We start from the raw sequence: 25,986 nt of genomic DNA, 5'->3' as shown, positions 1-25,986 counted from the left end.
GGTATGACCCCGCGAGGTTGCGCCGAACCGTCCTCGGCCCGCCTTCAGAGCAACATTTGAGGTTGGGCGCGGGCGGCCCCGCTCAGCGCAGGGCCGGATGCTCGGCGACCACCGTGCAGCTGCCGGGCGCGATCTCCGTGAACCCCGCGTCCCGGACCACGGGCAGCCCGCTCGCCGTCAGCTCGCGCCACCGGTCGGCCGCGGCGGTCCGTACGGCCAGCGGGAAACCGGCCTCGCGCCAGGCGGTGCGCTCCTCCTCGGGCAGTTCCCACCAGGCGAGCTGCGCGCCGTGCCCCGCCTGGGCCATCGCCTTGCCGGCGGACATGCCGAGATCGGGGTTCAGCCAGATCACCGGCGCCAAGGGGCCGGCCTCCACCGGCGGCTCCGGGTCGTCGAGGTCCGTGCCGGAGACCTGGAGCCTGGCCAGGTCCTTCGGCCAGCCGTCCAGCGGGACGGGCGGGAACACCCGTACCTCCGCCGACTTGCCGGTGACCGTGATGCCGGGCAGTGCCTCGGCCCGCCGCCACTCCGCGCCGCGCGCCCGCCGGACCACCTTGCGGATCCGGGCGTCCTGCCAGTCGTGCACGGCCTCGGCCCACTCGCCGTCGCCCAGCGCCCGCTCGTCGGCGAGGAGGGTCAGCACGGCCCGCGCGGCCGTCTCCAGCGCGTCCGTGCGCGCGGGCGGGGCGGCCCGCTCGATACGGACCACCAGGGGAAGGACGAACTGCGGGGCCTCGTCGCGGGGGGAGGTTCCGGAACGGAAAGGGCTGTCGCCGGGAACGGCCGGATCACTGGTCACGTCCTCCAGTCTGCCAGGTGGAAGATCCGCTCCCCGGGGCGCGTGAAAGGACGGTCCGCATGCACGGTGCGCTACGGCTGGAGGGCGTCGGCCGCCGCTACGGCCTGCGCGGCCCCTGGGTCCTGCGCGGGGTGGACCTCACCGCGGACCCCGCCACCCTGATCCGGGTCGAAGGCGCCAACGGCACCGGCAAGTCCACCCTGCTGCGCCTCCTGGCCCGCGTCGACGCCCCGACCGAGGGCAGGGTCACCGGCCGCCCCCGCACCGCCCACGTCCCCGAACGCTTCCCCGCCGCCCTGCCCTTCACCGCCCTCGGCTACCTCACCCACCTCGCCGCCGTCCACGGCCTGGACCGTACGGCCGCCGAGCGCGCGGCGGGCGACTGGCTGGAGCGCTTCGGCGCCGGCACCCACGCCCGCACCCCCATGACCCGGCTGTCCAAGGGCAGCAGCCAGAAGGTGGCGGTGGCCCAGGCGCTGCTCGCCGAACCGGAGTTGCTGATCCTGGACGAGGCCTGGACCGGCCTCGACACCGACGCGCGCGCCGAACTGGAACGCGCGGTCGCCGAGCGCACCGCCGCGGGGACCGCCGTCGTCTTCGTCGACCACGACCCCCGCCGCCTCGCCGGGACGACGGACGTCGTGTACGCGGTCCGCGACGGCACCCTGCACCGCCGCGTCCCGCAGCCGGCCGCCGGCGCCGACGGGCCGCACACGGTCGTCGAGGTGCGGGGCCCGTCGCCGCTGCCCGAGGGGGCGCTGCGCCTGGTCGTCTCCGCCGAGGAGACGGGCGACCGCACCCACCGTCTGACCGTCCCCGCCGCCCGATCCGACGTCCTGCTCCGCGCCCTGCTGACCGCGAGCCCGCCGTGGCACGTCGTCGGCGTGGGTCCGGCCGACCGCGAAGGCCGCCCATGACCGCCCTCCTGCGCTACCAGAGCGCCCTGCTCCTGCGCTCCCAGCGCTGGCTGCCGCCGTTCCTGCTCTACGCCGTCCTCCTCGGCATCGGTGTGCAGGGCGGCCAGCCGCTGCTGGACTCGCTCGGCTACACGGCCGCCGCGCTGCTGCCCGTCGCCGCCTGGCTGGTGCGGATCTGTGTCTCCGGCGAGCCCCCGGCGGCGCGCACCGTCGTCGCGGCGGCGGCCGGGCCCGCGCGGGCGCACCTGGCCTGCGTCCTGGTCGCCCTGGGCGCCGCGACCCTCCTCGGAACGGCGTCGACGGCGGTGGTCGCCCTCGTCAGCGACCCGGTCGGCGCCGACCACCAGCAGCGGGTGCCCGCGCTCGAAGGCACCGCGGCCGGGCTGCTCGCCTGCCTGACCTGCGCCCTGCTCGGCACGGCCGTCGGCGCGCTCACCGCCTGGCCCGTGCTGCGCTCACCCGGCCGGGCGGTCCCGGCGACGCTCCTCGCGGCCCTGCTGGCGCTGGTGGTGACGGGATCCCCGGCGCACGCGGCGGTCAGCGGCCTGGTCGGCGGCTCGCACACGGCGACCGTCCACCTGCCGCTCCTGGCGACGGCGGCCGCGGCGCTGCTGACGGCCGCCGCGACGGGCGCGGCCTGCGCGCTCACCTCCCGGCGCTCACCCTGAGCGGCGCGCCCGCCTCCCGGCACTCACCCCGAGCAGGCGGTGCGCTGGGCCTCCTGCCACTCGCACACCGGGCACAAGGTGATCCCCTTGTGCGACTCCGGGTACTCCGTCGGCTTCCGGCACAGCACGCACTCCGCGTACGGCGGTCCGTCGGCCCGGGGCGGCCGGGTCGCGTCGACCGGGCCGCACACGTCGTCGTTCATGCGTCCAGCGTACGAGGAGGACGCCCCGGGGCTCAGCGGCGCCCGCTCGCCGCCCCGATCAGCTCGGACACCTTCACGAACCGGTACCCGCGCCGGCGCAGCTCCGGCACGATCGCGCGCACGGCCCGCTCGGTCGTCGGCGCGGCGCTGCGGGTGCAGTGCATGACGACCACGGAGCCCGGCCGCACCCCGTCCAGCACGTCCTGGGCGACGGCGTCCGCGTCCGTGGCGAAGGCGTCCCCGCTCACCACGTCCCACTGCACGGCGGTGACACCCGTGGCGCTCACCGCGCGCAGCGCCCGCCGGTCGTAGCAGCCGCCCGGGAAGCGGAAGTACGGCATCGCGTCGGGCACCCCCACCCGGCGCAGCGCCGTGTACGCCCGCTCCACGTCCGCCCGCATCCGGTCCCCGGAGACGGTCGGCAGCCCGTAGCAGTCGTCGGTGAAGGCGTAGTGGCTGAAGGAGTGGTTGGCGACCTCGAACAGGGGGTCGCGGCCGATGGCGCGGGCCTGGGCGGGGTACTCCTCGGCCCACCGGCCGGTCATGAACACGGTGGCCGGCACCCTCAGCGTCCGCAGGGCCGCGATCAGCCCCGGGTTGTCGAAGTGCTCGCCGCGCGCCGCCCGCGGTCCCTGGTCGGCCGTCATGTCGGCGTCGAAGGTGAGGGCGACGGTCCTCCCGGCCGTACGGGGCCCGTGCCGGAAGACGGGGGTCAGTCCGGCGGGGCCCGGGGCGAGCGTCGGCGGCCGGGAGGGCGTGGCGGAAGCGGCGGCGGGGGCCGGGCGGGCGGGGTGCGGTGCCGGGGAGGTGCCGCAGGCGGTGAGCGAGGCGCCGAGGGCTCCGAGGGCGCAGAGGGCGGCGAGACGGCGTACGGGAGGGATCACCGTACGAACTTAGGATCCGAAAAGAGTTACTTATGACGATATGCCGCCCGGCTCCCCGGAGGTGTCACCCGCCCGGGCGCGCACGGGGTCCGTGCGCGCCAGGGCGGGGGACACCTTCGGAAAGCCGGGCGGTACACCCCGGTCGCCGTCAGCGGCGCCAGGGGCCCGTCACCGCGAACGTCGTCCCGGGGGTGTAGCAGTTGACGTACATCGTGCGGCCGTCGGGGGAGAAGGTGACACCGGCGAACTCGCCCCACTCCGGTTCGGCCGGGGTGCCGATGTTCTGCCGGCCGCGGGCCATCGGATAGACCTCGCCGTGCCGGGTGACACCGAAGACGTGCTGGGCGCCGTTGCCGTCCTCGCACACCATCAGGCCGCCCCCGGCGGCGAGGCAGATGTTGTCGGGGGACTCGCCGGGCAGCTGGACGTCGGTGTCCGGGCCGAAGACGACGACGAGCGTGAGGCGCCGGCGCGCCGGGTCGTAGCGCCAGACCTGGCCGAAGTGGTCGGCCGCCGAACCGTCCGCGCTGCGCGCGAACGACGACACGAAGTACACGCACCGCCCGCCCCAGTAGCAGCCCTCCAGCTTCTGGGCGTGCGTGATGCCCCGCGGGCCGTAGTCCTGGAGTCGGGTGGGGGTTCCGGCGGCGAGCGGGTCCGGCACGTCGGCCCACTCCACGCCGTCGAAGACCGCGCCGGTCTCCAGGATCGACGACAGGTCCGGTACGCCGGGCACCCGCATCGCCTGGAGCCGGCCGCCGGCGCGCAGCGAACCGATCCCGCCCAGCGGCTTCTTCGGCAGGAAGCGGTAGAAGAGGCCGAACGGTTCGAGGAACGCGTCCTCCGTCTCGTAGACGACGCCGAGGTGCGGGTCGACGGCGACCGCCTCGTGCTGGAAGCGGCCCATCGCGGCCAGCGGGACGGCGCCGGTGCGGCGCGGGTCGGCCGGATCGACCTCGAAGATGAAGCCGTGGTCCTTCGTGTACCCGTTGGTGCCGGCCCTGTCCTCGGTCTCCTCGCAGGTCAGCCAGGTGTGCCACGGGGTGGGTCCGCCCGCGCAGTTGACGGCCGTACCGGCGACGGCGACCCGCTCCGACAGCACCCGGCCCCGCGCGTCGAGCGTCAGCGCCGTACAGCCGCCCTTGCCCGCCGGGTCGTAGGTCAGGCCCTCGATCGTGGGGACGGGGTGCCGTGCGGTGGGGCGGTTCTCGTGGTTGCGGACCAGGTGGACACGGCCCTGGCGGCCGGGGAGGGCCGCCATGCCGTCGTGGTTCGAGGGGACGGGGCCCTCCCCGGAGCGCAGCGGGTCGCCCTCGCGGGAGAGCACCCGGTAGCGGAAGCCCTCGGGGAGGTCGAGCAGGCCGTCCGGGTCGGGGACGAGGGGGCCGTAGCCGCCGTGGCCGGTCTCCTGCGCGGCGGCGGTGCCCGCGAAGAGGTCGGAGAGGGCGCCGGTGAAGGCGATGCCCGCCCCCAGGGCACCGGTGCGGGCGAGGATCTGACGGCGTGTCGAAGACATGCGGGAACCTTCCTGCTGGCGGACAGGAACTGTGATCCCGCTGTGTCTATCACTCCGCGCACGCCCCGGGAACCACGCCCGACGCACGTGTCACCGGTCGAGGTCCGGGGAAGCGCCGGGGGGTTCGTGCCGGGGAGCCGGCGGGTGCGGCGGGGCCGGCGGTTCGGGGTCGGGCGGGGGTTCCGCGGCGGCGGCGAGGCGTTCCTCGAGGCCGAGCGGCGACGGCGGGGGAGCCGGCGGGGGAGCCGGCGGGGCGCCCGGGGCGGGCTGCTGCTGGGCCTTCTCCAGGAACCTCAGCAGCTCCACCGGGAACGGCAGCACCAGGGTGGAGTTCTTCTCGGCGGCGACCGCGACCACCGTCTGGAGCAGCCGCAGCTGGAGCGCGGCGGGCTGCTCGGACATCTCCTTCGCCGCCTCGGCGAGCTTCTTCGACGCCTGGAGTTCGGCGTCCGCGTTGATGATCCGCGCGCGGCGCTCCCGGTCGGCCTCGGCCTGCCGGGCCATGGACCGCTTCATGGACTCCGGCAGCGACACGTCCTTGATCTCGACCCGGTCGATCTGCACGCCCCAGCCCACCGCCGGACTGTCGATCATCAGCTCCAGGCCCTCGTTGAGCTTCTCCCGGTTCGACAGCAGATCGTCCAGCTCGCTCTTGCCGATGATCGAGCGCAGCGAGGTCTGGGCCATCTGGGAGACGGCGAAACGGTAGTCCTCGACGTTGATGACGGCGGCCGACGCGTCCACCACCCGGAAGTACACGACCGCGTCGACCCGTACGGTCACGTTGTCGCGGGTGATGCCCTCCTGGGCCGGGATCGGCATCGTCACGATCTGCATGTTGACCTTGCGCAGCCTGTCCACGGCCGGGATCACCATGGTGAACCCCGGCGAGCGGACCTCTCCGCGCAGCCGGCCGAGCCGCAGGACCACGCCGCGTTCGTACTGCTTGACGACCCGTGCGGCCGCCCCGGCGTACACGATGCCGACGGCACCCGCCGCCAGCGCCGCGCCCAGCAGTTCCTGGAGCATGACGACCTCCTCGACCTCAGGGCCGATCCGTCCGCTCCTGTCCACGATAAGCCCGCCGCCTGGTGCGGGGCGACGAACCGGCCCCCGCACCGGACGACGGGCACAGAGCCCCTAGGCCTTGTCCGCCGTGACCTTCACCGGTTCGGTGCCGGCCGCGCTGTGCCGTTCGGCCCAGGTCTCCAGGGCCGTACGGCAGGCGTGGTCGAGGTGGTGCAGACCCGAGAGGTCCAGCTCGACGGGCCGGTCCTGCGGCAGGGACTCCAGGCTGTCGAGGATCTTCGGCAGCCGCAGGAAGGTCGCGTTGCCCGACAGGTACGCCTGGACGGGCCCGGCGCCCTTGTCGACGATCTCCAGCCGCAGGTGCGAGGCCTCCCAGGCCGTCTTGGCGACCGCCAGCCCGAGGCCGACGAGGACGCCCTCGAACATGCTGACCGCGACGATCGACACGGCCGTGACGACCAGGATCAGCGCCTCGCCGCGGTGCTCGCGCCACAGGGACGCGAGCGCCCGTACGGGGACCAGCTTCGCGCCGGCGTGGACCAGGACGCCCGCGAGCGCCGGGAGGGGGATGTAGGCCAGCACGCCGGGCAGCAGCGCCGCGAACAGCAGCAGCCACACGCCATGCAGGACGCGGGACGCCTTGGTGCGGGCGCCCGCCTGGACGTTGGCCGCGCTGCGCACGATCACCGCGGTCATCGGCAGCGCGCCGAGCATCCCGCAGATCGCGTTGCCCGCGCCCTGCGCGACCAGCTCCTTGTCGTAGGCGGTGCGGGGCCCGTCGTGCAGCCGGTCCACGGCCGCCGCGCTGAACAGGGACTCGGCGGACGCGATCAGGGTGAACGCGACGATCGTGCCGAGCAGTCCGACGTTCGCCGCCTCGCCGAAGGCGGACAGGGACGGCGGCTGGATCGAACCGAGCAGGCCCCGCACCTCGACGGTGGCCACGGGCAGGTCCAGCAGCAGCGCGGCGAGGGTCGCCAGGCCCACCGCGGCGAGCGGACCGGGCACGGTACGGACCTTCGCCGGGAGCCGCTTCCACCCCACCAGTACGGCGACGGTGCCGGCGCCGAGCGCGAGCGAGGCCAGCGTCGCGGTGTTCCCGGCCGCGTCCACGAGCGCCCGGGGCAGCCCGGCGATCTTCTCCGGACCGGACGCGGGCGCCTTGGCGCCGACCACCGAGTACAGCTGGCCGGCGATCAGCACCAGGCCGATGCCGGCCAGCATGCCCTCGACCACGGACACCGAGATCGCGCGGAACCAGCGCCCCAGCCGCAGGGCGCCCATCGCGATCTGGAGGACGCCCGTGGCGAGGACGATCACTCCGAGGGCGGGCAGGCCGAACTCCCGCACCGCCTCGAAGACCAGCACGGTCAGTCCGGCGGCCGGACCGGACACCTGGAGGCTGCTGCCGCGCATCAGCCCGGTGACGATGCCGCCGACGATGCCGGTGACGAGCCCCAGCTCGGCCGGCACGCCGGAGGCCACGGCCACGCCCACGCACAGCGGGAGCGCGACCAGGAAGACGACGAGTGAGGCGGCGAAGTCCTGCCTGAGGTGGGGGAACGGGGCTATTCGCCGCGCGGGGGCGGTGGGGTCGGTCATCGGGGCGCTCACAGGGCTTCGAAGGCGTCCGTGTCCACCCGGTGTTCGCGCACGGCGCCGGTGTGGACCTCGTAGTACCAGCCGCGCACCCGCAGCCGGCCGTCCGCCAGCCGCTTCTCCACGCAGGGGTAGGAGCGCAGCCTGAGCAGCTGGGCGAGGACGTGGTGCTGGACGGCGAGGGCGACCGCCGGATCGTCCGGGTCGGCGCTTCCCGGCTCGTCCGCGGCGTGCGCGAGCCAGTCGCGGACGGCGGGGACGGCGTCGAGGTCGTCGCCGCGCACCAGCGCGCCGACGGCACCGCAGTGCGAGTGGCCGCAGACCACGACGTCCTGGACGCCGAGGACCTCGACGGCGTACTCGATGGTGGCGGCCTCGCCGGTGGGACGGTCGGAGCCGTACGGGGGCACGATGTTGCCCGCGGTGCGCAGCTCGAAGAGCTGGCCGGGGCGGGCGCCCGTGATCAGGGCGGGGACGACCCGCGAATCGGAGCAGGTGATGAACAGGACCTGCGGAGACTGGCCTTCGGCCAGCTCGGCGAACTCCTCAGGGCGCTGTCCGAACGTACGGGCGTTGTCGATGAGGGGCTGCATGCTGGTGACTCCTCCTGGCGCGCTGTGGGGGCGCGTCGGACGTGCGGAACACAGGACAGGTGGGGGAACCGCTGTTCTGCTCCGCCCGTTCAGCAGCGGAAGACCTGGAGCGCGGCCGGGGAGTGGTCCGTCGCGCATCTCGACGTGCGGTCGTAGGGTTCGGCCGGCCGGGCCGGTTCGTGGTCGGCGGCGGGATCCAGCGCCAGCAGCGGGCGCTCGGGTTCCTGGGGGGCCGGGGCGGCGCTGACGGTGGCGCGGTGGCGGTCGCGGGAGCGCAGCGGACCGGCGGGGCCGGTGGGGGTCCCCCCGCTCGATGCCGTTCGAGAGTGGGGGAGGTCGCAGTCGCGGACCGTGACGGGCTCGTGGCGCAGCGCCTTGACGGAGGGTGTGGATCCGGGCTGGGCCTTGGCCTCGACCTGACGCGCCGTGTGCGCATGTGCGAAGGGGGACGCGGGTGCGAAGAACGCGAGTGCGAGCAGGACGGCGGCGAGGTGCGACACCACGCCCCGGGCCGTCGTACCTCGGAACATGCGCCCCCCTCCAGGCAGTTCGCGCCACCGCGGGCAGGTCTAGTCCAGACCAATGGTTGGTCAATGACTGGTCAAGAACACGTTAACCCTGCAAAGTTGTTTGCAGGGTTAACTCGGCGTGTCGGGAAGAAGTGCGCCTCAAATGCGAGGGTTTTCTGGCGCGAACCGATCCTTGACCGGGACCTGGTGGAACCCTTAAGGGGTGTCGACCAGTCGCTGGGCGTCACGGGCCAGCGCGGTGAGTCGCGAGATGGCCCGGAAGTACTTCTTGCGGTAGCCGCCGTTCAGCATCTCCTCGCTGAACAGCTGGTCGAAGGGGACGCCGGCGGCGAGCACCGGGACCTCGCGGTCGTAGAGCCGGTCGGCCAGGACGACGAGCCGGAGGGCCGTCGACTGGTCGGGAATCGGACACACGTCCGTCAGACACACCGCCTTCAGGTCATCGGTCAGCGCGCCGTAGCGGCTGGGGTGGACCTTGGCGAGGTGCTCCAGCAGATGCGGGAAGTCGTCCAGCGAGGTGCCGGGCGTGGCGTACGCCGTCTTCGTCACCTGTTCGTCGGAGTACGGCTTCGGCGCGGCGGGCAGGCCGCGGTGGCGGTAGTCCTCGCCGTCGATGCGCAGGGCGCGGAAGTGCGCCGACAGCCCCTGGATCTCGCGCAGGAAGTCGGCGGCCGCGAACCGGCCCTCGCCCAGCTTGCCGGGCAGGGTGTTGGAGGTGGCGGCGAGCGCGACGCCGGCCTCGACCAGCTTGCCGAGCAGCGTGGAGACCAGGACGGTGTCGCCCGGGTCGTCCAGCTCGAACTCGTCGATGCAGAGCAGACGGTGCCCGGAGAGCGTGCGCACCGTCTGCTGGAAGCCGAGGGCGCCGACCAGGTTGGTCAGCTCCACGAACGTGCCGAACGCCTTGAGCGCGGGCTCGGCCGGGGTGGCGTGCCAGAGCGAGGCGAGCAGGTGGGTCTTGCCGACGCCGTAGCCGCCGTCCAGGTAGACGCCGCGGGGTCCGGCCGGGACCTTGGCGGCCTTCGCCTTCCCGAAGCCGAAGAACCCCCGTTTGGCGGCACCCACGGCATGCGCCCCGCCGAGCCCGCCCGCGAAGCCCTCCAGGACCCCTACGGCCTCGGTCTGGCTGGGCTGGTTCGGGTCCGGGAGGTACGTGCTGAAGCGCACCGAGTCGAAGCGGGGCGGCGGCACCATCTCGGCGACCAGCCGGTCCGCGGGGACATACGGCTCACGGGCGCACAGGGACAGCGGGGCCGCGTCGGCTATCGCATCGATGCCGGGAGCGGAGGTGGAGGACGACACGGTTCCCCATGCTAATCCGCGTGCCAGACTGCCTGGCATGCGACGGCTGTTCCCTGTGACCGACCAGACACCCGCGACGACCCCGGGCGATCGGGAGTGGAGCCTCGACGAACTCGCCGAGGCCTACGCCTACCCCGTGCCCGCGCCCGGGGAGCCGCGGCCCTGGCTGCGGGCCAACATGGTCTCCACGCTCGACGGCGCCGCCCAGCACGACGGGCGCTCCCAGCCCATCTCCACCGCCACCGACATGCGGATCTTCGGCACGCTGCGGGGGCTCGCCGACGTCGTCGTCGTGGGCGCGGAAACGGTACGGCAGGAGGGGTACCGCCCGGCACGCGCGCGTGCGGAGTTCGCGGCGCGGCGGGAGGCGGCCGGGCAGGCGCCCGCCCCGGCGATCGCGGTGGTCACCGCGAGCCTCGACCTCGACTTCTCGCTCCCGCTCTTCACCTCGCCGCCGGTGCCGACCCTGCTGCTGACCGGCGCCGCGGCCGCCCCCGACCGAGTGGCCGCCGCGGAGAAGGCGGGCGCCACGGTGGTGGTCGCCGGCGACGGGCCGGGCGTGGAGCCCGCACGCGCCGTACAGGCCCTCGCCGGGCTGGGCCACACCCGGCTGCTGACCGAGGGCGGCCCCCGGATGCTGGGGCAGTTCGTCGCCGCCGGGGTGCTCGACGAGCTCTGTCTGACGGTCTCGCCGATGCTCACCGCGGGGGACGCGCAGCGCATCGCGGGCGGGCCGTCGGTCGCGGTGCCGCGGCGGTTCGCACTGGTGTCCCTGCTGGAGGAGGACGGATTCCTCTTCAGCAGGTACGGAAGGGTCTGAAACGGCCGGGTGGGGTCAGGAGTGGGGGTATGACACCCACACAGTCCCGAAAACGGCGGAATATGCCGTTCCGGTTAGCTTCCGATGGGCAGACTAGGACTCGCAGTTCCCGTGCTGGCACGGGGAAGGATGGTTTCCGCAGGAGAATGGGGCGCTGGTGTTCACAAGCGTTTTGATGATCGAGAAGGCCCTGACGTCCGCCGACGTGGAGTTCGTCACCACCTTGCACGGGGACGAGCAGGTCTCCTTCCATGTGCTGCTCCAGCCGCGCGGCGACCAGGCCGACCGGCTGCTGCGAGCCATCGACGACGTGGCGCTCGGGGAGCTGGACGAGGCCGCGCGCGAGCGGCGGACGCCGGAGGGCGAAGAGGCGAAGGGGTTCGGTGAGAGAGCCCTGGAGGTCTCCCTCCAGGCGCTGCACGTCGCCGGCAGCGAGGCGGTCGGCCGGCTGGTCGAGGACCATCCGCTGGACGCGCTGAGATCCCTGGTGGAGGAGGTGGGGGCCGACGAGGTCATCGTCCTGACCGATCCCCACTACGTGGAGGAGTTCTTCCACCGGGACTGGGCGTCACGGGCCCGGCACAAGGTCGGGGTCCCCGTCCTGAAGCTGTTCTCGCACAGCAAGGCCTAGCCGGCAGGCTTTGCCGCGTGCGGGCCCGGCCGCGCCCGCGCGTGGCGGAGCCGCGCATCGGTACGGTCCCGCACATCGGTACGGTCCCGCGCCCGCTGGTCGGCCGCCCCGCCCCGCCCCCTAAGGTGGAGCCCTCACCGTCGTACCGCACCACTGGGAGATCACGCATGGCAGCCGGCCTTCCCCCCGCCATGGACCGACCGCACTTCATCGGCATCGGCGGCGCCGGCATGTCGGGGATCGCCAAGATCCTCGCGCAGCGCGGGGCCCGGGTGGCGGGCAGTGACGCCAAGGAGTCGGAGACGGCCGCCGCGCTGCGGGCGCTGGGCGCCACCGTGCACATCGGGCACGCGGCGGAGCACCTGGCCGACGACGCGAGCTGTGTCGTCGTGTCCTCGGCGATCCGGCAGGACAACCCCGAGCTGGCCCGCGCGGCCGAGCTGGGCGTCCCGGTCGTCCACCGCTCCGACGCGCTGGCCGCGCTGATGGACGGGCTGCGCGCGATCGCCGTCGCCGGCACGCACGGCAAGACCACCACCACCTCCATGCTGGCCGTCTCCCTGTCCGAGCTGGGCCGCCGGCCGTCCTACGCCATCGGCGGCGACCTGGACGCGCCCGGTTCCAACGCGCTGCACGGCGACGGCGAGATCTTCGTCGCCGAGGCGGACGAATCGGACCGCAGCTTCCACAAGTACGCCCCCGAGGTCGCGATCGTCCTCAACGTGGAGCTGGACCACCACGCCAACTACGCGTCGATGGACGAGATCTACGAGTCCTTCGAGACGTTCGCCGGGAAGATCGTGCCCGGCGGCACCCTGGTGATCAACGCCGACCACGCGGGCGCGCGGGAGCTGACCCGCCGTGTTGAGGGCGTGCGCGTGGTGACGTACGGGGAGTCCGAGGACGCCGACGTGCGGGTGCTGTCCGTCGTCCCGCAGGGCCTGAAGAGCCTGGTCACCGTCCTCATGGACGGACAGGAGATCACCTTCACGGTGTCCGTGCCCGGCCGGCACTACGCGCACAACGCCGTCGCCGCGCTGGCCGCCGGCGTGGCCCTCGGCATCCCGGCCGCCGAACTGGCGCCCGCGCTCGCCGCCTACACCGGCGTCAAGCGCCGCCTCCAGCTCAAGGGCGAGGCGGCGGGGGTCCAGGTCATCGACTCCTACGCGCACCACCCCACCGAGATGACGGCCGACCTGGAGGCCATGCGCTCGGCGGCCGGCGACGCCCGCATCCTGGTCGTCTTCCAGCCGCACCTCTTCTCCCGCACCCAGGAGCTGGGCAAGGAGATGGGCGAGTCCCTCACGCTGGCCGACGCCTCCGTCGTCCTCGACATCTACCCGGCCCGCGAGGACCCGGTCCCCGGAGTCACCAGCGCCCTGATCATCGACGCCGCCCGGGCGGCCGGCGCGGACGTCACGCCGGTGCACGACAAGGGCGAGGTGCCCGACGTCGTCGCGGGAATGGCCAAGCCCGGTGATCTGGTTCTCACCATGGGCGCGGGCGATGTGACCGACCTGGGCCCGCGCATCCTGGACCGTCTTTCGCAGTGAGGGGCTGAAGCTCATGTCGTACGACGTCGAGAAGCCGGACGAGCAGTGGCGTGCGGAGCTGACGCCCGCCGAGTACGCCGTCCTCCGGCAGGCCGGGACGGAGCCCGCGTTCACCGGTGAGTACACCGACACCAAGACCCGGGGTGTCTACTCCTGCCGGGCCTGTGGCGCCGAACTGTTCACCTCCGACACCAAGTTCGAGTCCCACTGCGGCTGGCCGTCGTTCTTCGACCCGAAGGACACCGACGCGGTGGAGCTGATCGACGACCGCTCGCACGGCATGGTGCGCACCGAGGTGCGGTGCGCACGCTGTGGCTCGCACCTCGGGCACGTCTTCGCCGGGGAGGGGTACCCGACCCCGACCGACCAGCGCTACTGCATCAACAGTGTGTCGCTGCGGCTGGCGCCGGACGAGAGCTGAGCCGGTTCCGGTTCACCTTCACAGGTGTTCGCGCTGCACCAGCGCGGACAGCACCAGCACTCCCGGCAGCAGCGGCAGCCAGACCGTCAGCGTGCGGTAGCCGATGACGGTGGCCGTGGCGAGGGCGAGCGGGGCGCCGTAGCCGGCCAGGGCGAGGACCAGGGCGGCGTCCACCGGGCCGATGCCGCCCGGGGCCGGGACGGCGCCGGCCGCGGTGCTCGCCGCGAGGAACGCGAAGAGCAGCTCGGGCCAGGTCAGGGGAAGGCCGAGCGCCTTCCCCACCGACGCCACCACACAGGCCTGGATCAGGGGAGCCGCGAACGCTCCGCCCCACAGGGGGATGACCCGCCCGGGCCGGGTGTGCAGCCGGCGGGCGTCGGTGAGGGCCGTGCGGACGAATGCCAGGGCGGGGCCGCGCAGCGGGCGCACGACGGCGACCAGCAGCGCGCCCGCCGACGGGGCCAGGACGATCCCCACCGCGGCCAGCAGCAGGGCGCGGTCGTCCGGGACGAGCGCGGCGACGGGGGCCGTGAAGAGGAAGACGAGCACCAGAGGTGTCTTCGCCAGCGCCCTGACCAGGGAGTACAGGCCGATCGACGCGGTGGCGCGGGCGAGCGGGATGCCCTGGCGCTGGAGGAAGCGGACGGTGACCGCGTGGGCGCCGATGCTCGCGGGCAGGACGTGGTTCGCGGCGCCCGCGGCGATCTGGGAGGCCACCAGGAGGCCGGGCGGCAGCCGGTCCGGTATCGCGCCCTGGCGGACACAGGCCGCGGCGACCGCGCCCAGGTAGGTGAAGAAGAGCCCGGCCAGCAGCCACCACGGGTCCGCGGTGGCCAGCCGGGCGGTGCCGTCCCGGACGGCGTGCCAGTCCACCGCCGCCCACACCCCGAGATACAGCAGGGGGAGCAGGCTCACGGCGTGCCGGGCGGTGGTGGACGTCAGCAGCGGGCGGCGGGCGGCCGCGCGCGGGGACGGGGGAGAGGGCGGAGGAGGGGGCGGTGAGGCGGGGGTGTCGAGCGGCTGCAGGGACACGGCGCACGTCGTCCTTCCACGTCACGTCCGCACGCGGCAGCGGTGACGGATCAGGCTCCCGGGCGGGGAGGAGGGGAACGCGAGGGAACTTCCCCTCCTCGCGTGACGGCGCGGTGTCCGGAAGCCGACGGTGCGCGGGCGGAGGGGCGACGGGGTGCGGTGGCGCTGTGAGAGTTCTGCCCGTGCGCGGGGGCGGTCATCCCGGTGGGGGTGGCGGTGGTGCGGGCGAGGTGACGCCGGCAGCTGGGGCCGAGACGGCGGACAGGGCGGTGACAGCGGCTGGGGCCGAGGCGGCGGCGACGCCGAGGGGGCTACCGCCCGCCGCCGCCCAGCGGCAGCGTCACCGTGAACACGGTCTCCCCCGGCCCGCCGTCCAGGTCCAGCGAGCCGCCGTGGGCGCGGACCAGGGAGCGGGCCACGGACAGGCCGAGACCGCTGCCGCCGCGGTCGCGGCTGCGGGCCTTGTCGACCCGGTAGAAGCGGTCGAAGACCTGGTCGCGGTCGCCCGACGGTATCCCGGGGCCGCGGTCGGTGACCCGCACCCGGGCCGCGCCCGCGGTCACCGAGACCCCGACGGAGACCGGGGTGCCGGCCGGGGTGTGCACGGCCGCGTTGGTGAGGAGGTTGTCCAGCACCTGCCGGGCACGGTGCGGGTCGAGGCGCAGCCGGACCGAGGCCGGACCCGGGAGCACCGTCAGCGGATGACCGTGGTGGCTCGCCCGGAACGCGTCCGCCGCCTGCTCGACCAGGTCCACCAGATCGGCGTCCTCCATCCGCAGCGGGGCGTCCACCTCGGCCGCGTCCAGCCGGGCGAGCAGCAGCAGGTCGTCGAGGAGGACCCCCATGCGGGCGGCCTCCGCACGCAGCCGGGCCAGGTGCTTGTCCCGCTCCCCGGGCGCGTTGGCGGGCGCGTACTGGAAGAGGTCCGCGTAACCGCGTACCGACATCAACGGGGTGCGCAGTTCGTGCGAGGCGTCCGCGACGAAGCGCCGCAGCCGCTGCTCCGCCTCCGCGCGCACGGCCAGGGAGGCGTCGATGTGCTCCAGCATCGTGTTGAAGGCCGTGCGCAGTTCCTCCACCTCGGGGCCGCCGCCCGGCGCCTCCGCCCGCAGCGGGAGCCGGGACGCCGACTCGGAGAGGTCGTGCGAGGCGATGCCGTGCGCGGTGTACGCCATGTCGCTCAGCGGCTGGAGGCCGCGCCGCAGCATCGCCCGCCCGAACACCACCAGGGCCAGCAGCGCCAGCACGAACGTGACGACCTGGACCGTGATCAGCTGCCGTACGGTGTCCTCGATGTCGTCCAGGGGCGCGCCGCTGACCAGGACCACACCGGGCTCGACCTCGCAGGCGCGCAGCCGGTACAGGCCCTCGCCCCGCAGGTCCTCGGTGCTCAGCACCTCGGTGTTCGTGGCGGTCTGCATCCGGGCGAGGGCGGTGAGGTCGTCGACGTCCTCGGGTACGTCCGCGGGGTCCTCCGGCTCGCGCAGCACGGGGGTGCCGTCCTTGACGTCGTACACCGCGTAGTACCAGCGGTAGTACTTCTTGCCGGTCAGCGTGCCGTAGTCCGCGATGCTCTTGGACTGGGCGACCTGGGCGAGCTTCAGCTGGTCGTTGAGCTGCGCCGACAGATAGTCCCGCATGTAGGTCGTCAGGGCCGTGCCGACCACGGCGAACACCACCAGGGACAGCGCCCCGAGGCCCAGCGCGAGACGGGTGCCGAGCCGGAGTCTGCGGTACGACCGCCGCAGCCGGCCGATCACTCGGACGCCTGCCGGATCACGTATCCGAAGCCGCGTACCGTCTGGATCAGCGGGCCGTCGCCGGTCGCGTCGAGCTTGCGGCGCAGCCGGCTGACGACCAGTTCGACGACGTTGGAACGGCCGCCGAAACCGTATTCCCAGACGTGATCGAGGATCTGCGCCTTGGTGAGGACGGTCGGCGACTTGCGCATCAGGTAGCGCAGCACCTCGTACTCGGTCGGGGTCAGCGTCAGCAGTTTCCCGGCGCGGCGCACCTCGCGGGTGTCCTCGTCCATGGTGAGGTCCGCGACCCCGAGGACCGAGCGCTGGAAGGCGGGGCCCGCGCTGCGTCGCAGCACGGTCCGCAGCCGGGCCATCAACTCCTCCACGGCGAATGGTTTCACCAGGTAGTCGTCGCCGCCGCGGGTCAGCCCCGCCACCCGGTCGGCGACCCCGTCGCGCGCGGTGAGGAACACCACCGGCACCATCGTGCCGGACTGCCGCAGCCGGTCCAGCACGCCGAATCCGTCGATGTCGGGCAGCATCAGGTCGAGCACCACGATGTCGGGACGGAACGCGACGGCGCGGCGCAGCGCCTCCTCGCCCGAGTTCGCGGTCACCGCGTCCCAGCCCTCGTAGCGGGCGACCGTCGCCACGAGGTCGGCGATCGGCGGGTCGTCGTCCACGACGAGGAGTCGTACTTTTTCCACCCGCTCATACTGCGTCACGCCACCCTGGCCGCAGCACCCCCGTCTCGCCTGCGCGGAGATCGATAAGCTCTTGAAAGTTGTACGACAGGAAAACGACAGCAAAGCACGGAGAAGCTCTGTGTCCTGAGGATCAGATCAAGGAGTTTCCTTCCGTGACGACCGTCCAATCGCCTCCCGTACCCCCCACGGCGGCACGTCCCAAAATCGTGGCCCGCACCGGCCTGTACGCCCTGCTGGCGGCGAACGCCGCCGTCGTGACCCTCTTCGCCGTCCAGGCGGGCTTCGCCTCCAACGCGCTCGTCGTCGTCGGCCGGTTCGCCGGGCTGTACGCGGCCCTGCTGATGGCGTTCCAGCTGCTGCTGGTCGCCCGTCTGCCCTGGCTCGACCGCCGGATCGGCATGGACCGGCTGACCAACTGGCACCGCTGGACCGGCTTCGGCCTGCTCTGGACGCTGGTCGCGCATGTGGTGTTCATCACCTTCGGCTACGCGGACGCCTCGGCGGACTCGTCGATGAACCCGGTCAGCGAGCTCGTCGACCTCGCCGAGACCGTCGAGGGTGTGCTGCGCGCGACCGTCGCGATGGCGCTGATCCTCGTCATCGGCGGCGTCTCCGCCCGCTGGGCCCGCCGCCGGCTGGCCTACGAGACCTGGCACTTCATCCACCTGTACACCTACGTCGCCGTGGTGCTGGCCTTCACCCACCAGGTCGCGGTCGGCACGACCTTCACCGCGTCGCCCGCCGCCACCGCGTACTGGTACACCCTCTGGATCGCGGCCGGCGCGGCGCTGTTCACCGGCCGGCTGGCCCTGCCCCTGTGGCGGAACCTGCGCCACCAGCTGCGCGTCGAAGCGGTCGTCCCCGAGTCCGACAACGTGGTCTCGGTGTACATCACCGGCCGCGACCTGGACCGGCTGCCCGCCCGGGCCGGCCAGTTCTTCCTGTGGCGGTTCCTGACGAAGGACCGCTGGTGGCAGGCGAACCCGTTCTCGCTATCCGCGGCGCCCGACGGCACCCGGCTGCGGCTGACCGCGAAGGCGGCCGGCGAGGGCTCCGCCTCCCTGCGCCACCTCAGGCCCGGCACCCGGGTCTTCGCCGAGGGGCCCTACGGCGCCTTCACCGCGATGCACCGCACCCGCCCCGAGTCCCTGCTCATCGCCGGCGGCGTCGGCGTCACGCCGATCCGCGCGCTGCTGGAGGAGATCGACGGGCACGCCGTGGTCGTCTACCGCGTGGCCGGTGAACGCGACGCCGTCCTCTACGACGAGCTGCGCGAGCTGGCCCTCGCCAAGGGCGCCGAGCTGCACCTGGTCACCGGACCGCCGGTGCCGGACCGGCTGGCGCCGCGGGAACTGGCCGCGCTGGTGCCGGACATCACCGAGCGGGACGTCTTCCTGTGCGGGCCGCCGCCGATGATGAACGCGGTTCTCGCCACCCTGCGCGAGCTGGGCGTGCCGCGGCCGCAGATCCACTTCGAACGCTTCAGCCTGGCGGGATGAGAGAGACATCGTGAAGCGAGCCATACCTGTCCTGGTCCTGTCCGTGGTGGGCCTGATCCCCGTCTGGCGCTACGAGGCGTCGACCGGTTCGACGTCCACCACCGTCACCGAACCGGCCTCGACGTCCTCCGCCGGCACCTCGTCCGCCGGATCGACCTTCACCGGGACGACCGTGCACACCGAGAAGGGCGACGTGCAGGTCCAGGTGACCTACGACGGCGACCGGATCACGGCCGTGAAGTTCCTGAAGCAGCCGGACCATCCGCAGACGACGGCGGCGGTGCCGACGTTGATCGCGGAGACGCTGGAGGCGCAGAGCGCGGACATCGACACCGTGTCCGGCGCGACGATCACCAGCGACGGCTACCGGGAGTCGCTCCAGGCGGCCATCGACGCCCAGGCGTCCGCCGCCTCCGCGTCCCCCTCGGCGTCCGCCTCCGCCGCCGCCTCGCAGACGGTCTCGGGCTCGACCGTGAACACCGAGAAGGGCGACGTCCAGGTCGAGGTCACCTTCGAGGGTGACGCGATCACGGCCGTGAGGATGCTGAAGCAGCCGGACCATCCGCAGACCACGGCGGCGGTGCCGACGTTGATCGCCGAGACGCTGGAGGCGCAGAGCGCGGACATCGACACCGTGTCCGGCGCGACGATCACCAGCGACGGCTACCGGGAGTCGCTCCAGGCGGCGATCGACGCGAAGGGCGCCTGACGTGCACAGGGTCGAGCACGTCATGGGCTTCCCGGTCTCGCTGCGCGTCGACGACGTCGCCGGCATCGGCGGCATCGACGACGCGCGGGTGTTCGCGCAGGGGGCGGACGCCGTCTTCGCGTGGCTGCGGGAGGTCGACGAGCGGTTCAGCCCGTTCAAGGAGGGCAGCGAGGTGTCCCGGCTGGACCGGGGCGAGCTGTCCCCCGGCGAGCTGAGCGCCGACCTCACCGAGGTGCTCGACCTGTGCGAGGAGTACCGGCTCGCCACCGGCGGCGCCTTCGACGTACGGCTGCCCGGCCGGGGCCTCGACCCGTGCGCCGTCGTCAAGGGCTGGTCCGTGCAGCGGGCGGCGGAGCTGCTGACGGCGGCCGGGCTCACCCGGTTCTGCCTCAACGCCGGCGGTGACGTGGTCGTCGCGGGCGGCCCCTGGCGGGTCGGCGTACGGCACCCCGAGGCCGCCGACAAGCTCTGCGCGGTCCTCGGCCTCACCGACGCGGCTGTCGCGACCTCCGCACGCTACGAGCGCGGTGACCACATCCTCGACGGCCGCACCGGCCACCCGGCCACCGGCCTCGACAGCCTCACCGTCGTCGCCCCGGACCTCACCCTCGCGGACACCGTCGCCACGGCCGCGTTCGCGCTGGGCACGGAGGGGGTGGAGTGGGCGGCCTCGCGGGAGGGCTGCGAGGTGTTCGCGGTGCTCTCCGGGGGCCGGGTGCTGCGGACGCCGGGGTTCCCGACGGCGTCGGCGGCCGCGGCGTAACCGCTTCCGGAACACCGGAACACCCCCGGCCGCGCCTGGCCGGGGGTGTCCTCTCCCCACGGGGATCAGGTCACGTCGGAGGCGTCCAGGCGGTACAGCCCGCTGTAGTCGGAGACTGCCGTGCCGTTCGCCTCGACCCAGGTGGAGATCTCGGAGTTCGTCGAGCCCCGGCCGCTGTCGCCGACGACGATGTAGTGCAGCTTGCCGGACTTCACCAGGCTCTTGAGCCCGGCGAGGGTCATCGCGTCGTCGGTGCCGGACCAGCCGCCCATCGAGATGACCGGCTCACCGGACTCCAGGATGATCGAGGACGCGGTCTGGTCGGTGGCGACCGCGACCAGCCAGGTGGCGCCGTCCTGGTTCTTCTTCAGGTACGTGATCATCGCGGACGACACCTGGGTGCCGCCGCCCGTGGCGCCGCCCGTGCCGCCGCCCATGGCACCGCCCGTCCGACCCTCGTCGCCGGACTCGGTGGCCGCGCCGTCCGACTCGGACGAGGACGAGGTCCCGCCGCCGCTGTCGCTGCCGTTGCCGGAGGACGGCGCCTGGCCCGTCCGCCCGGAGCCGGTGCCCGGGCCGCCGCTCGGCTGCTGCCCACCGGCGCCACCGCCACCGCCACCCGTTCCGCCCGTCCCGCCCGTGTTCGGACCGGCCGTCGGGTTGGTGCCGTTGGTGCTCGAGGCCGCCGCCGAGGCGGAGTACGCGGCCGGACCGGCCAGCAGGGCCACGACCGCCGCCAGTGCCGCGACGCCCGTCAGCCGCTGCCTCCCGGTGAACCGGGCGACCAGCAGCCCGATCACCGAGGCGGCCCCCGCCACCCCGGCCACGACCTCGGCGACCGTGTACGGCGTGCCGGAGCCGGAGACCCGCCGGAGCAGGACGACCGCCCACAGAGAGCTCACCGCGACCGCGGCCGGCAGCACCCAGCCCCACCCCCGGCTTCGCTCGCGCGGGAGGACCCCCGTCGCCGCGGACTCACGGAAGGCCTGGTGGAGCATGACACCGCCCGCCCCGGCCAGGGCCGCGATCCCGGGGGCCATGGCGGTGACGTAGTACGGGTGGAAGGTGCCCTCGGCGAGGGCGAAGGTCAGGTAGTGCAGGACGAACCAGCCGCCCCAGAGCAGGAGCGCCGCCCGCCTGGCGTCGGTGCGCGGGGCCCGGCCGCGCAGCACCAGACCGCCGGCCAGGGCGATCAGCGCGAACGGGATCAGCCAGGAGATCTGACCGCCCATGATCTCGTTGAACATCCGGTACAGGCCGGCCTCGCCGCCGAAGCTCGCGCCGTTGCCCTGCGAGCCGGCCGAGGAACTCGCCCCGAAGATACGGCCGAAGCCGTTGTAGCCGATGACCAGGTCCCAGACCGTGTTGTCGGTCGAGCCGCCGATGTAGGGGCGGGAGGAGGCCGGGATCAGATCGACGACCACCATCCACCAGGCGCTGGAGACGATCAGCGCGACCGTGCCGGCCGCGAGGTTGCGGATGCGCCTGCCCGGCGAGGCGTTCGCGGCCCACAGGTACACCAGGAAGAACGCGGGCAGGACGACGTACGCCTGCATCATCTTCGTGTTGAACGCGAAACCGATGGCGACACCGGACCACACCAGCGGCATCGCCCGGCCGGTGCGGACGGCCTTCAGCAGCGCGGCCGCGCCGAGCAGCATGAGGAGGACCAGGACGGGGTCGGGGTTGGTGTCCCGGGTGATGGCGACGGTGATCGGGGTGAGCGTCAGCGCCAGTGCGGAGACCGTCGCCGCCACCGCGCCGAAGTCGCGCTTGACCAGCCGGTGGAGAAGCGCGACGGAACCGGTTCCCGCCGCGACCATCGGCAGCGCCAACTGCCAGGTGCCGTACCCGAAGGCGCGTGCGGACAGGCCCATCACCCACAGGGCGAACGGCGGTTTGTCGACCGTGATGAAGCTGCCCGCGTCCAGCGCGCCGAAGAAGAACGCCTTCCAGCTCTTGGTGCCGGAGTAGACGGCCGCGTCGTAGAAGGTGTTGCCGGTGAGGGAGGAGAGGTTCCAGGCGTACAGGGCCGTGGCGAGGACGAGGACCGCCCACAGGGCCGGGCGGGCCCAGCGCGGGTCGTCCGGGGCGCCGGTGAACAGGCGTCGGGCGCGGGCGCCGTCCTCCTCGACGGGGGTGGGCGGCGGGGCGAGGGTCTTCATGACGACGCCTCCCGCGTTCGATTCGTTCATGGCAGTGACGATCGGGCGCCTCTCTGGGGGCTCCCTGTGCCGTCGGTGAGGGGAGGGTGAGAATCAGCGGACTCACAGCCTGCGCAAAGGCGGTGGCCTCCCCGGATCGCGGGTCTCCCGTCAAAACCCCCGCAACACAAGCGGTCTAGACTCTCCCCGCAACGGCACTCGAACTCACATGGTCGAGAACGGGCGGAAAGTGCCAGACCCGAAGGGCGTTCGGCGTTTTGATACGGATAGATTCAGTCACCAAGCGGTACCCGGACGGCACGGTGGCGGTCGACCGGCTCTCCCTGGAGATACCGGACCGCGCGATCACCGTCCTCGTCGGCCCCTCGGGATGCGGCAAGACGACCACCCTGCGGATGATCAACCGGATGGTCGAGCCCAGTGAGGGCACCATCTCCATCGACGGCAGGGACACCCGGCAGCAGCCGGTCAACACCCTGCGCCGGTCCATGGGGTACGTCATCCAGAACGCCGGTCTCTTCCAGCACCGCACGATCGTCGACAACATCGCCACCGTGCCCCGGCTGCTCGGCTGGAGCAAGGACCGGGCGCGGGCCAGGGCCCGGGAGCTGATGGAGCGCGTCGGTCTCGACGCCTCGCTCGCCAGGCGCTACCCCTACCAGCTCTCCGGCGGTCAGCAGCAGCGCGTCGGCGTGGCACGGGCCCTTGCGTCCGATCCGCCGGTGCTCCTGATGGACGAGCCCTTCTCCGCCGTCGACCCCGTCGTCCGCAAGGGACTCCAGGACGAACTCCTGCGCATCCAGGACGAGTTGGGCAAGACGATCGTCTTCGTCACGCACGACATCGACGAGGCGGTCAAGCTCGGCACCATGGTCGCCGTCCTGCGCACGGGCGGCCGGCTCGCCCAGTTCGCGCCGCCGGCCGAGCTGCTCACCAACCCCGCCGACGCGTTCGTCGAGGACTTCCTCGGCGCCGACCGGGGCATCCGGCGGTTGTCGTTCTTCTCGTCCGCCGGGCTGGAACTGCTCACCGCCCCGATCGTCGCGGTCGACGCGAGCGCCGAGCAGATCGCCGCCCGCGCCACCGAGGACGTGCCCTACCTCCTGGTCACCGGCCTGGACGGCAGGCCGCTGGGCTGGAGCGAGCCGGGCGCGCTGACCGCCGGGCAGGTCGACACCGGCCGACTGCTGCCGTGCGGACGGCCGTTCGCGGCCGGACGGGACTCGCTGCGGGCCGCGCTCGACTGCGCCGTGCTCTCGCCCACCGGCTGGGCGGTCGCCGTCGACGGCGAGGGCCGCGCCGCCGGTGTCGTCTCCCAGGCGGCCATCGGCGAGGCCATCCGCGGCGCCCACGCCAACGACACCACCGGGACCACCGGTTTCGCCGGCGCGCCGGACCTCGCGGCCGTGCAGAAGGCTGCCCGGTGAACCGCTTCTTCGACATCCCCAGCGACCTCCAGCACAGCTGGGCCGGTCTGATCGGGCTGCATCTGCGCGAGGCCCTGCTGCCCGTCCTGGGCGGGCTGGTGCTCGCACTCCCGCTGGCGCAGCTGTGCGTCCGGCTGCGCTGGCTGTACCCGCCCGTCCTGTGGGTGACGACCGTGCTCTACGCCATCCCCTCGCTGGCCTTCTTCGTCGTCCTCATCGACTACACGGGCCAGACCGAGGTCACGGTGATGATCCCGCTCACCGTCTACACCCTTGTCGTCCTCGTGCCGGCGATCGTCGACGGCGTCCGCTCGGTCCCGCCGGAGACCCTCGCCGCCGCGGCCGCCATGGGCTTCGGACCCGTACGCCGTTACGCGCAGGTCCAGTTGCCGATCGCGGTGCCCGCCATCATCGCGGGCCTGCGGGTGGCGACCGTGTCCAGCATCAGCCTGGTCAGCGTCGGCACCCTGATCGGCAACCAGGGCGCCCTCGGCAACCTGCTCCACGACGCGACCATCTACAACCGGCCCGAACTCGCCTGGAACGCCGTGCTCACCATGGCCGTCCTGGCGATCCTCGCCGACGTCCTGCTGGTGGGCGTCCGCGTCCTGCTGACACCCTGGATGCCGAGCGGCACGGCCGGCCGCGGCCAGGGGCGCGGCCGTAAGGAGGCTGCGGCCCGGTGAACGTACTCCACTACGTCAACGCGTTCTTCAGCAACGACGCGTACTGGCAGGGCTACGACGGCATCCCCACCCGGGTGAGCGAGCACCTCGGCTACACCCTGGAGGCGCTCGCCCTGGCCGCCCTGATCGGGCTGCCGGTCGGCCTGGTCACCGGGCACTACGGGCGCGGCGGAAACGCCCTCTCCCTGATCGCCACCGCCGCGCGGGCGCTGCCGACCTTCGGTCTGCTGGTGCTGATGACCATGCTGATCGGCTTCGGCATGCTGCCGGTGATGATCCCGCTGGTCGTCCTGGCCGTCCCGCCGATCCTGGTCACGACGTACGAGGCCATGCGCTCCGTCGACCCGTCCCCGGTGGACGCCGCGCGCGGCATGGGCATGAACGAGGCCGGGATCCTGCTGCGGGTCGAACTCCCGGTGGCGCTCCCGATGATCCTCGGCGGCCTGCGCTCGGCGGCCATCCAGATCGTCTCCACGGCCACCATCGCCGCGTACGTCAGCCTCGGGGGCCTCGGCCGCTACATCGTCGACGGCCTCTACCAGCGCGACTACGAGAAGGTCGTCGGCGGCGCCACCCTGGTTGCCGCCCTCGCCCTCGCGACCCTCGCCCTGTTCTGGGCGCTGGGCCGGTTGACGGTGTCGGCGGGAGTGCGGCGGAGCAACTAGCGCTGCCGGACCCGCGGCTCCTCCGGATCGGGGAGCCGCGGCCCGGCCACCTGGCGGACAACGGCCTGGGGGAGAGGCCCCCTAGCCCGCCGTACGGGCCAGGGCCTGTTCGAGGACGACGAGCAGCGCGTCCCGTACCGAGCCGCGTTCGCGGGCGTCGAAGACGAGCAGCGGGACGCCGTCGGACACGTCGAGGGCCCAGCGGACCTCCTCCAGCGTGTGCGCGACCTGGCCGTCGAAGGCGTTGACGGCGACGGCGAACGGGATCTGCCGGTGCTCGAAGTAGTCCACGGCCGCGTAGCAGTCGTCGAGCCGGCGGGTGTCGACGATGACGAGCCCGCCGACCGCGCCCTCCACGATGTCGTCCCACATGAAGCCGAACCGTTCCTGCCCGGGTGTGCCGAACAGGTACAGCTTCAGGGTCGGGTCGATGGTGATGCAGCCGAAGTCCATCGCCACGGTCGTCGTGGTCTTGCGCGGGGTGTGGCTGAGGTCGTCCACACCCGCGGCGACCTCGGTGATGGCGGCCTCGGTGGTGAGCGGTTCGATCTCGGAGATCGAGCCGACGGCGGTGGTCTTGCCCACGCCGAAGCCGCCCGCGATCACCAGTTTCACCGGCAGCGGAGGCCGCACGGAGGCCTGGCCGGTCCCGGAGCGGACCAGCGGTTCAGTCGGAGTCACGGAGTACCCCCCGGGAGTCGGGGATGGCCCGCAGGCCATCGATGAGCCTGCGCAGTACGGACGCGTCGTGGGTGACGCCGGAGTCGGGCACGTGCACGGACAGCTGCCCCGCCGTCCGCAGGTCCTCGGCGAGGACCCGCACCACGTTCAGGTGCAGCTTCAGCCGGGCCGCGATCTCCGCGATCGACTGCGGTTGCCTGCATGCGGCCACGATGTCGTGCCGCTCGAAGGAGAGCCCGTCCAGGGCGTCGAGCCCGTCGGTGGTGGCCACCAGCTGGGTCTCGACGGGCATCGTCCGGCCGGACGACGCCTCGCCCGCGCCCGCCACCCGGCCCGCCGTGACCAGGAAGGGCCGTACGGCGGACGCGGGGCCGACCGGTGGGAAACCGTCTTCGCCCCCGCCGCCTGGAGTGCGGCCGTCCGCCATCGGTGTCGTTCGCTTCCT

General features: G+C 73.2%; 27 protein-coding genes. 12 read left to right on the top strand and 15 right to left on the bottom strand.

Going from position 1 to position 25,986, the window contains the following annotated elements; all coding sequences use genetic code 11:
- Nucleotides 1–82: 82 nt before the first annotated feature.
- Nucleotides 83–799, bottom strand: coding sequence for a peptidyl-tRNA hydrolase (locus IE275_RS32275; protein ID WP_189715728.1), 717 nt, complete (start codon nucleotides 797–799; stop codon nucleotides 83–85).
- A gap of 59 nt (nucleotides 800–858) precedes the next feature.
- Between IE275_RS32275 and IE275_RS32270 the strand changes: the two genes are divergently transcribed.
- Both IE275_RS32270 and IE275_RS32265 read left to right on the top strand, forming a co-directional pair.
- On the top strand, nucleotides 859–1,716 hold the full coding sequence (locus IE275_RS32270; RefSeq protein WP_189715726.1) for an ABC transporter ATP-binding protein: 858 nt from the start codon (nucleotides 859–861) through the stop codon (nucleotides 1,714–1,716).
- Nucleotides 1,713–2,384, top strand: a complete 672-nt coding sequence (locus IE275_RS32265; protein ID WP_189715724.1) for an ABC transporter — start codon at nucleotides 1,713–1,715, stop codon at nucleotides 2,382–2,384. Before IE275_RS32270 ends, IE275_RS32265 begins: the two co-directional genes overlap by 4 nt.
- Before the next feature lie 23 nt (nucleotides 2,385–2,407).
- On the opposite strand, the gene IE275_RS32260 is transcribed toward IE275_RS32265, so the two are convergent.
- The 8 genes from IE275_RS32260 to zapE all read right to left on the bottom strand — a co-directional run bounded on the left by IE275_RS32260 (nucleotide 2,408) and on the right by zapE (nucleotide 10,040).
- Complete coding sequence (locus IE275_RS32260) at nucleotides 2,408–2,587, bottom strand: hypothetical protein (RefSeq protein WP_189715722.1); 180 nt, start codon at nucleotides 2,585–2,587, stop codon at nucleotides 2,408–2,410.
- 32 nt (nucleotides 2,588–2,619) lie between these two features.
- Nucleotides 2,620–3,471 carry a polysaccharide deacetylase family protein gene (locus IE275_RS32255; RefSeq protein WP_189715720.1) on the bottom strand — a complete coding sequence of 284 codons (852 nt, stop codon included), beginning with the start codon at nucleotides 3,469–3,471 and terminating at the stop codon, nucleotides 2,620–2,622.
- Nucleotides 3,472–3,619: 148 nt separating this feature from the next.
- Nucleotides 3,620–4,987, bottom strand: a complete 1,368-nt coding sequence (locus IE275_RS32250; RefSeq protein ID WP_189715718.1) for an alkaline phosphatase PhoX — start codon at nucleotides 4,985–4,987, stop codon at nucleotides 3,620–3,622.
- A gap of 90 nt (nucleotides 4,988–5,077) precedes the next feature.
- Nucleotides 5,078–6,016: a slipin family protein gene (locus IE275_RS32245; RefSeq protein ID WP_189715850.1), complete on the bottom strand. Its 939-nt coding sequence runs from the start codon at nucleotides 6,014–6,016 to the stop codon at nucleotides 5,078–5,080.
- Nucleotides 6,017–6,127: 111 nt separating this feature from the next.
- Nucleotides 6,128–7,618, bottom strand: coding sequence for a SulP family inorganic anion transporter (locus IE275_RS32240; RefSeq protein ID WP_189715716.1), 1,491 nt, complete (start codon nucleotides 7,616–7,618; stop codon nucleotides 6,128–6,130).
- Between the two features lie 8 nt (nucleotides 7,619–7,626).
- Nucleotides 7,627–8,208 (bottom strand): carbonic anhydrase, encoded by a 582-nt coding sequence (locus IE275_RS32235; RefSeq protein WP_189715714.1) that lies wholly within the window; start codon nucleotides 8,206–8,208, stop codon nucleotides 7,627–7,629.
- 89 nt (nucleotides 8,209–8,297) lie between these two features.
- The gene (locus IE275_RS32230; protein ID WP_189715712.1) at nucleotides 8,298–8,738 is read right to left on the bottom strand and encodes a hypothetical protein; all 441 of its coding nucleotides are present in this window, start codon (nucleotides 8,736–8,738) and stop codon (nucleotides 8,298–8,300) included.
- Between the two features lie 195 nt (nucleotides 8,739–8,933).
- Nucleotides 8,934–10,040 (bottom strand): cell division protein ZapE, encoded by a 1,107-nt coding sequence (gene zapE, locus IE275_RS32225; RefSeq protein ID WP_189715710.1) that lies wholly within the window; start codon nucleotides 10,038–10,040, stop codon nucleotides 8,934–8,936.
- 37 nt (nucleotides 10,041–10,077) lie between these two features.
- Between zapE and IE275_RS32220 the strand changes: the two genes are divergently transcribed.
- The 4 genes from IE275_RS32220 (at nucleotide 10,078) to msrB (ending at nucleotide 13,465) form a co-directional block, all read left to right on the top strand.
- Nucleotides 10,078–10,860 carry a pyrimidine reductase family protein gene (locus tag IE275_RS32220; RefSeq protein ID WP_189715708.1) on the top strand — a complete coding sequence of 261 codons (783 nt, stop codon included), beginning with the start codon at nucleotides 10,078–10,080 and terminating at the stop codon, nucleotides 10,858–10,860.
- A gap of 157 nt (nucleotides 10,861–11,017) precedes the next feature.
- On the top strand, nucleotides 11,018–11,491 hold the full coding sequence (locus IE275_RS32215; RefSeq protein ID WP_189715706.1) for an indole-3-glycerol phosphate synthase: 474 nt from the start codon (nucleotides 11,018–11,020) through the stop codon (nucleotides 11,489–11,491).
- A 167-nt stretch (nucleotides 11,492–11,658) separates the two neighbouring features.
- The gene (murC, locus tag IE275_RS32210) at nucleotides 11,659–13,044 is read left to right on the top strand and encodes a UDP-N-acetylmuramate--L-alanine ligase (protein WP_189715704.1); all 1,386 of its coding nucleotides are present in this window, start codon (nucleotides 11,659–11,661) and stop codon (nucleotides 13,042–13,044) included.
- A gap of 13 nt (nucleotides 13,045–13,057) precedes the next feature.
- Entirely contained in the window at nucleotides 13,058–13,465 is a 408-nt protein-coding gene (msrB, locus tag IE275_RS32205; RefSeq protein WP_189715702.1) for a peptide-methionine (R)-S-oxide reductase MsrB, read from the top strand.
- Between the two features lie 18 nt (nucleotides 13,466–13,483).
- Here msrB and IE275_RS32200 read toward each other — a convergent pair whose 3' ends face one another.
- The 3 genes from IE275_RS32200 to IE275_RS32190 all read right to left on the bottom strand — a co-directional run bounded on the left by IE275_RS32200 (nucleotide 13,484) and on the right by IE275_RS32190 (nucleotide 16,946).
- Complete coding sequence (locus IE275_RS32200; RefSeq protein WP_189715700.1) at nucleotides 13,484–14,497, bottom strand: lysylphosphatidylglycerol synthase transmembrane domain-containing protein; 1,014 nt, start codon at nucleotides 14,495–14,497, stop codon at nucleotides 13,484–13,486.
- 311 nt (nucleotides 14,498–14,808) lie between these two features.
- Nucleotides 14,809–16,257, bottom strand: a complete 1,449-nt coding sequence (locus IE275_RS32195) for a sensor histidine kinase (RefSeq protein ID WP_189715698.1) — start codon at nucleotides 16,255–16,257, stop codon at nucleotides 14,809–14,811.
- Nucleotides 16,254–16,946 (bottom strand): response regulator transcription factor, encoded by a 693-nt coding sequence (locus tag IE275_RS32190; RefSeq protein WP_189715848.1) that lies wholly within the window; start codon nucleotides 16,944–16,946, stop codon nucleotides 16,254–16,256. Before IE275_RS32190 ends, IE275_RS32195 begins: the two co-directional genes overlap by 4 nt.
- A gap of 152 nt (nucleotides 16,947–17,098) precedes the next feature.
- On the opposite strand from IE275_RS32190, the gene IE275_RS32185 reads away from it, so the two are divergent.
- The 3 genes from IE275_RS32185 to IE275_RS32175 are packed head-to-tail and all read left to right on the top strand — an operon-like array spanning nucleotide 17,099 to nucleotide 19,917.
- Nucleotides 17,099–18,445, top strand: coding sequence for a ferredoxin reductase family protein (locus tag IE275_RS32185; protein ID WP_189715696.1), 1,347 nt, complete (start codon nucleotides 17,099–17,101; stop codon nucleotides 18,443–18,445).
- Nucleotides 18,446–18,455: 10 nt separating this feature from the next.
- Nucleotides 18,456–19,154, top strand: a complete 699-nt coding sequence (locus tag IE275_RS32180; protein WP_189715694.1) for an FMN-binding protein — start codon at nucleotides 18,456–18,458, stop codon at nucleotides 19,152–19,154.
- A gap of 1 nt (nucleotide 19,155) precedes the next feature.
- Entirely contained in the window at nucleotides 19,156–19,917 is a 762-nt protein-coding gene (locus IE275_RS32175; protein WP_189715692.1) for an FAD:protein FMN transferase, read from the top strand.
- A gap of 65 nt (nucleotides 19,918–19,982) precedes the next feature.
- Here IE275_RS32175 and IE275_RS32170 read toward each other — a convergent pair whose 3' ends face one another.
- Nucleotides 19,983–22,082 (bottom strand): ArnT family glycosyltransferase, encoded by a 2,100-nt coding sequence (locus IE275_RS32170; RefSeq protein ID WP_189715847.1) that lies wholly within the window; start codon nucleotides 22,080–22,082, stop codon nucleotides 19,983–19,985.
- Nucleotides 22,083–22,339: 257 nt separating this feature from the next.
- Between IE275_RS32170 and IE275_RS32165 the strand changes: the two genes are divergently transcribed.
- From IE275_RS32165 to IE275_RS32155, 3 genes are read left to right on the top strand one after another with little or no spacing between them, the layout of a single operon-like run.
- Nucleotides 22,340–23,509, top strand: a complete 1,170-nt coding sequence (locus IE275_RS32165) for an ABC transporter ATP-binding protein (protein ID WP_189715690.1) — start codon at nucleotides 22,340–22,342, stop codon at nucleotides 23,507–23,509.
- Nucleotides 23,506–24,195 carry an ABC transporter permease gene (locus IE275_RS32160; protein WP_189715688.1) on the top strand — a complete coding sequence of 230 codons (690 nt, stop codon included), beginning with the start codon at nucleotides 23,506–23,508 and terminating at the stop codon, nucleotides 24,193–24,195. Before IE275_RS32165 ends, IE275_RS32160 begins: the two co-directional genes overlap by 4 nt.
- A complete protein-coding gene (locus IE275_RS32155; protein ID WP_189715686.1) occupies nucleotides 24,192–24,860 on the top strand; it encodes an ABC transporter permease in 669 nt (222 codons plus the stop codon). Before IE275_RS32160 ends, IE275_RS32155 begins: the two co-directional genes overlap by 4 nt.
- A gap of 81 nt (nucleotides 24,861–24,941) precedes the next feature.
- Here the strand turns inward: IE275_RS32155 and IE275_RS32150 are convergent, their stop codons facing one another.
- Both IE275_RS32150 and IE275_RS32145 read right to left on the bottom strand, forming a co-directional pair.
- Nucleotides 24,942–25,541, bottom strand: a complete 600-nt coding sequence (locus tag IE275_RS32150; RefSeq protein WP_189715684.1) for a GTP-binding protein — start codon at nucleotides 25,539–25,541, stop codon at nucleotides 24,942–24,944.
- Nucleotides 25,528–25,968 (bottom strand): DUF742 domain-containing protein, encoded by a 441-nt coding sequence (locus tag IE275_RS32145; RefSeq protein ID WP_189715682.1) that lies wholly within the window; start codon nucleotides 25,966–25,968, stop codon nucleotides 25,528–25,530. The genes IE275_RS32150 and IE275_RS32145 overlap by 14 nt, the downstream gene beginning before the upstream one ends.
- Between the last annotated feature and the right edge of the window lie 18 nt (nucleotides 25,969–25,986).

Source organism: Streptomyces phaeofaciens (genome assembly GCF_014648915.1).
GTDB lineage: Bacteria > Actinomycetota > Actinomycetes > Streptomycetales > Streptomycetaceae > Streptomyces > Streptomyces phaeofaciens.
Note: the sequence above shows the minus strand (reverse complement) of the source record. Positions and strands in the feature narration are given on the sequence as shown.

What these genes read in the sequence shown, in the direction of transcription:
- IE275_RS32270 (WP_189715726.1), top strand. Translation starts at nt 859, where the DNA reads ATGCACGGTGCGCTACGGCTGGAGGGCGTCGGCCGCCGCTACGGCCTG.
- IE275_RS32265 (WP_189715724.1), top strand. Translation starts at nt 1,713, where the DNA reads ATGACCGCCCTCCTGCGCTACCAGAGCGCCCTGCTCCTGCGCTCCCAG.
- IE275_RS32260 (WP_189715722.1), bottom strand. Translation starts at nt 2,587, where the DNA reads ATGAACGACGACGTGTGCGGCCCGGTCGACGCGACCCGGCCGCCCCGG.
- IE275_RS32250 (WP_189715718.1), bottom strand. Translation starts at nt 4,987, where the DNA reads ATGTCTTCGACACGCCGTCAGATCCTCGCCCGCACCGGTGCCCTGGGG.
- IE275_RS32245 (WP_189715850.1), bottom strand. Translation starts at nt 6,016, where the DNA reads ATGCTCCAGGAACTGCTGGGCGCGGCGCTGGCGGCGGGTGCCGTCGGC.
- IE275_RS32240 (WP_189715716.1), bottom strand. Translation starts at nt 7,618, where the DNA reads ATGACCGACCCCACCGCCCCCGCGCGGCGAATAGCCCCGTTCCCCCAC.
- IE275_RS32235 (WP_189715714.1), bottom strand. Translation starts at nt 8,208, where the DNA reads ATGCAGCCCCTCATCGACAACGCCCGTACGTTCGGACAGCGCCCTGAG.
- IE275_RS32230 (WP_189715712.1), bottom strand. Translation starts at nt 8,738, where the DNA reads ATGTTCCGAGGTACGACGGCCCGGGGCGTGGTGTCGCACCTCGCCGCC.
- IE275_RS32220 (WP_189715708.1), top strand. Translation starts at nt 10,078, where the DNA reads ATGCGACGGCTGTTCCCTGTGACCGACCAGACACCCGCGACGACCCCG.
- murC (WP_189715704.1), top strand. Translation starts at nt 11,659, where the DNA reads ATGGCAGCCGGCCTTCCCCCCGCCATGGACCGACCGCACTTCATCGGC.
- msrB (WP_189715702.1), top strand. Translation starts at nt 13,058, where the DNA reads ATGTCGTACGACGTCGAGAAGCCGGACGAGCAGTGGCGTGCGGAGCTG.
- IE275_RS32170 (WP_189715847.1), bottom strand. Translation starts at nt 22,082, where the DNA reads ATGAAGACCCTCGCCCCGCCGCCCACCCCCGTCGAGGAGGACGGCGCC.
- IE275_RS32145 (WP_189715682.1), bottom strand. Translation starts at nt 25,968, where the DNA reads ATGGCGGACGGCCGCACTCCAGGCGGCGGGGGCGAAGACGGTTTCCCA.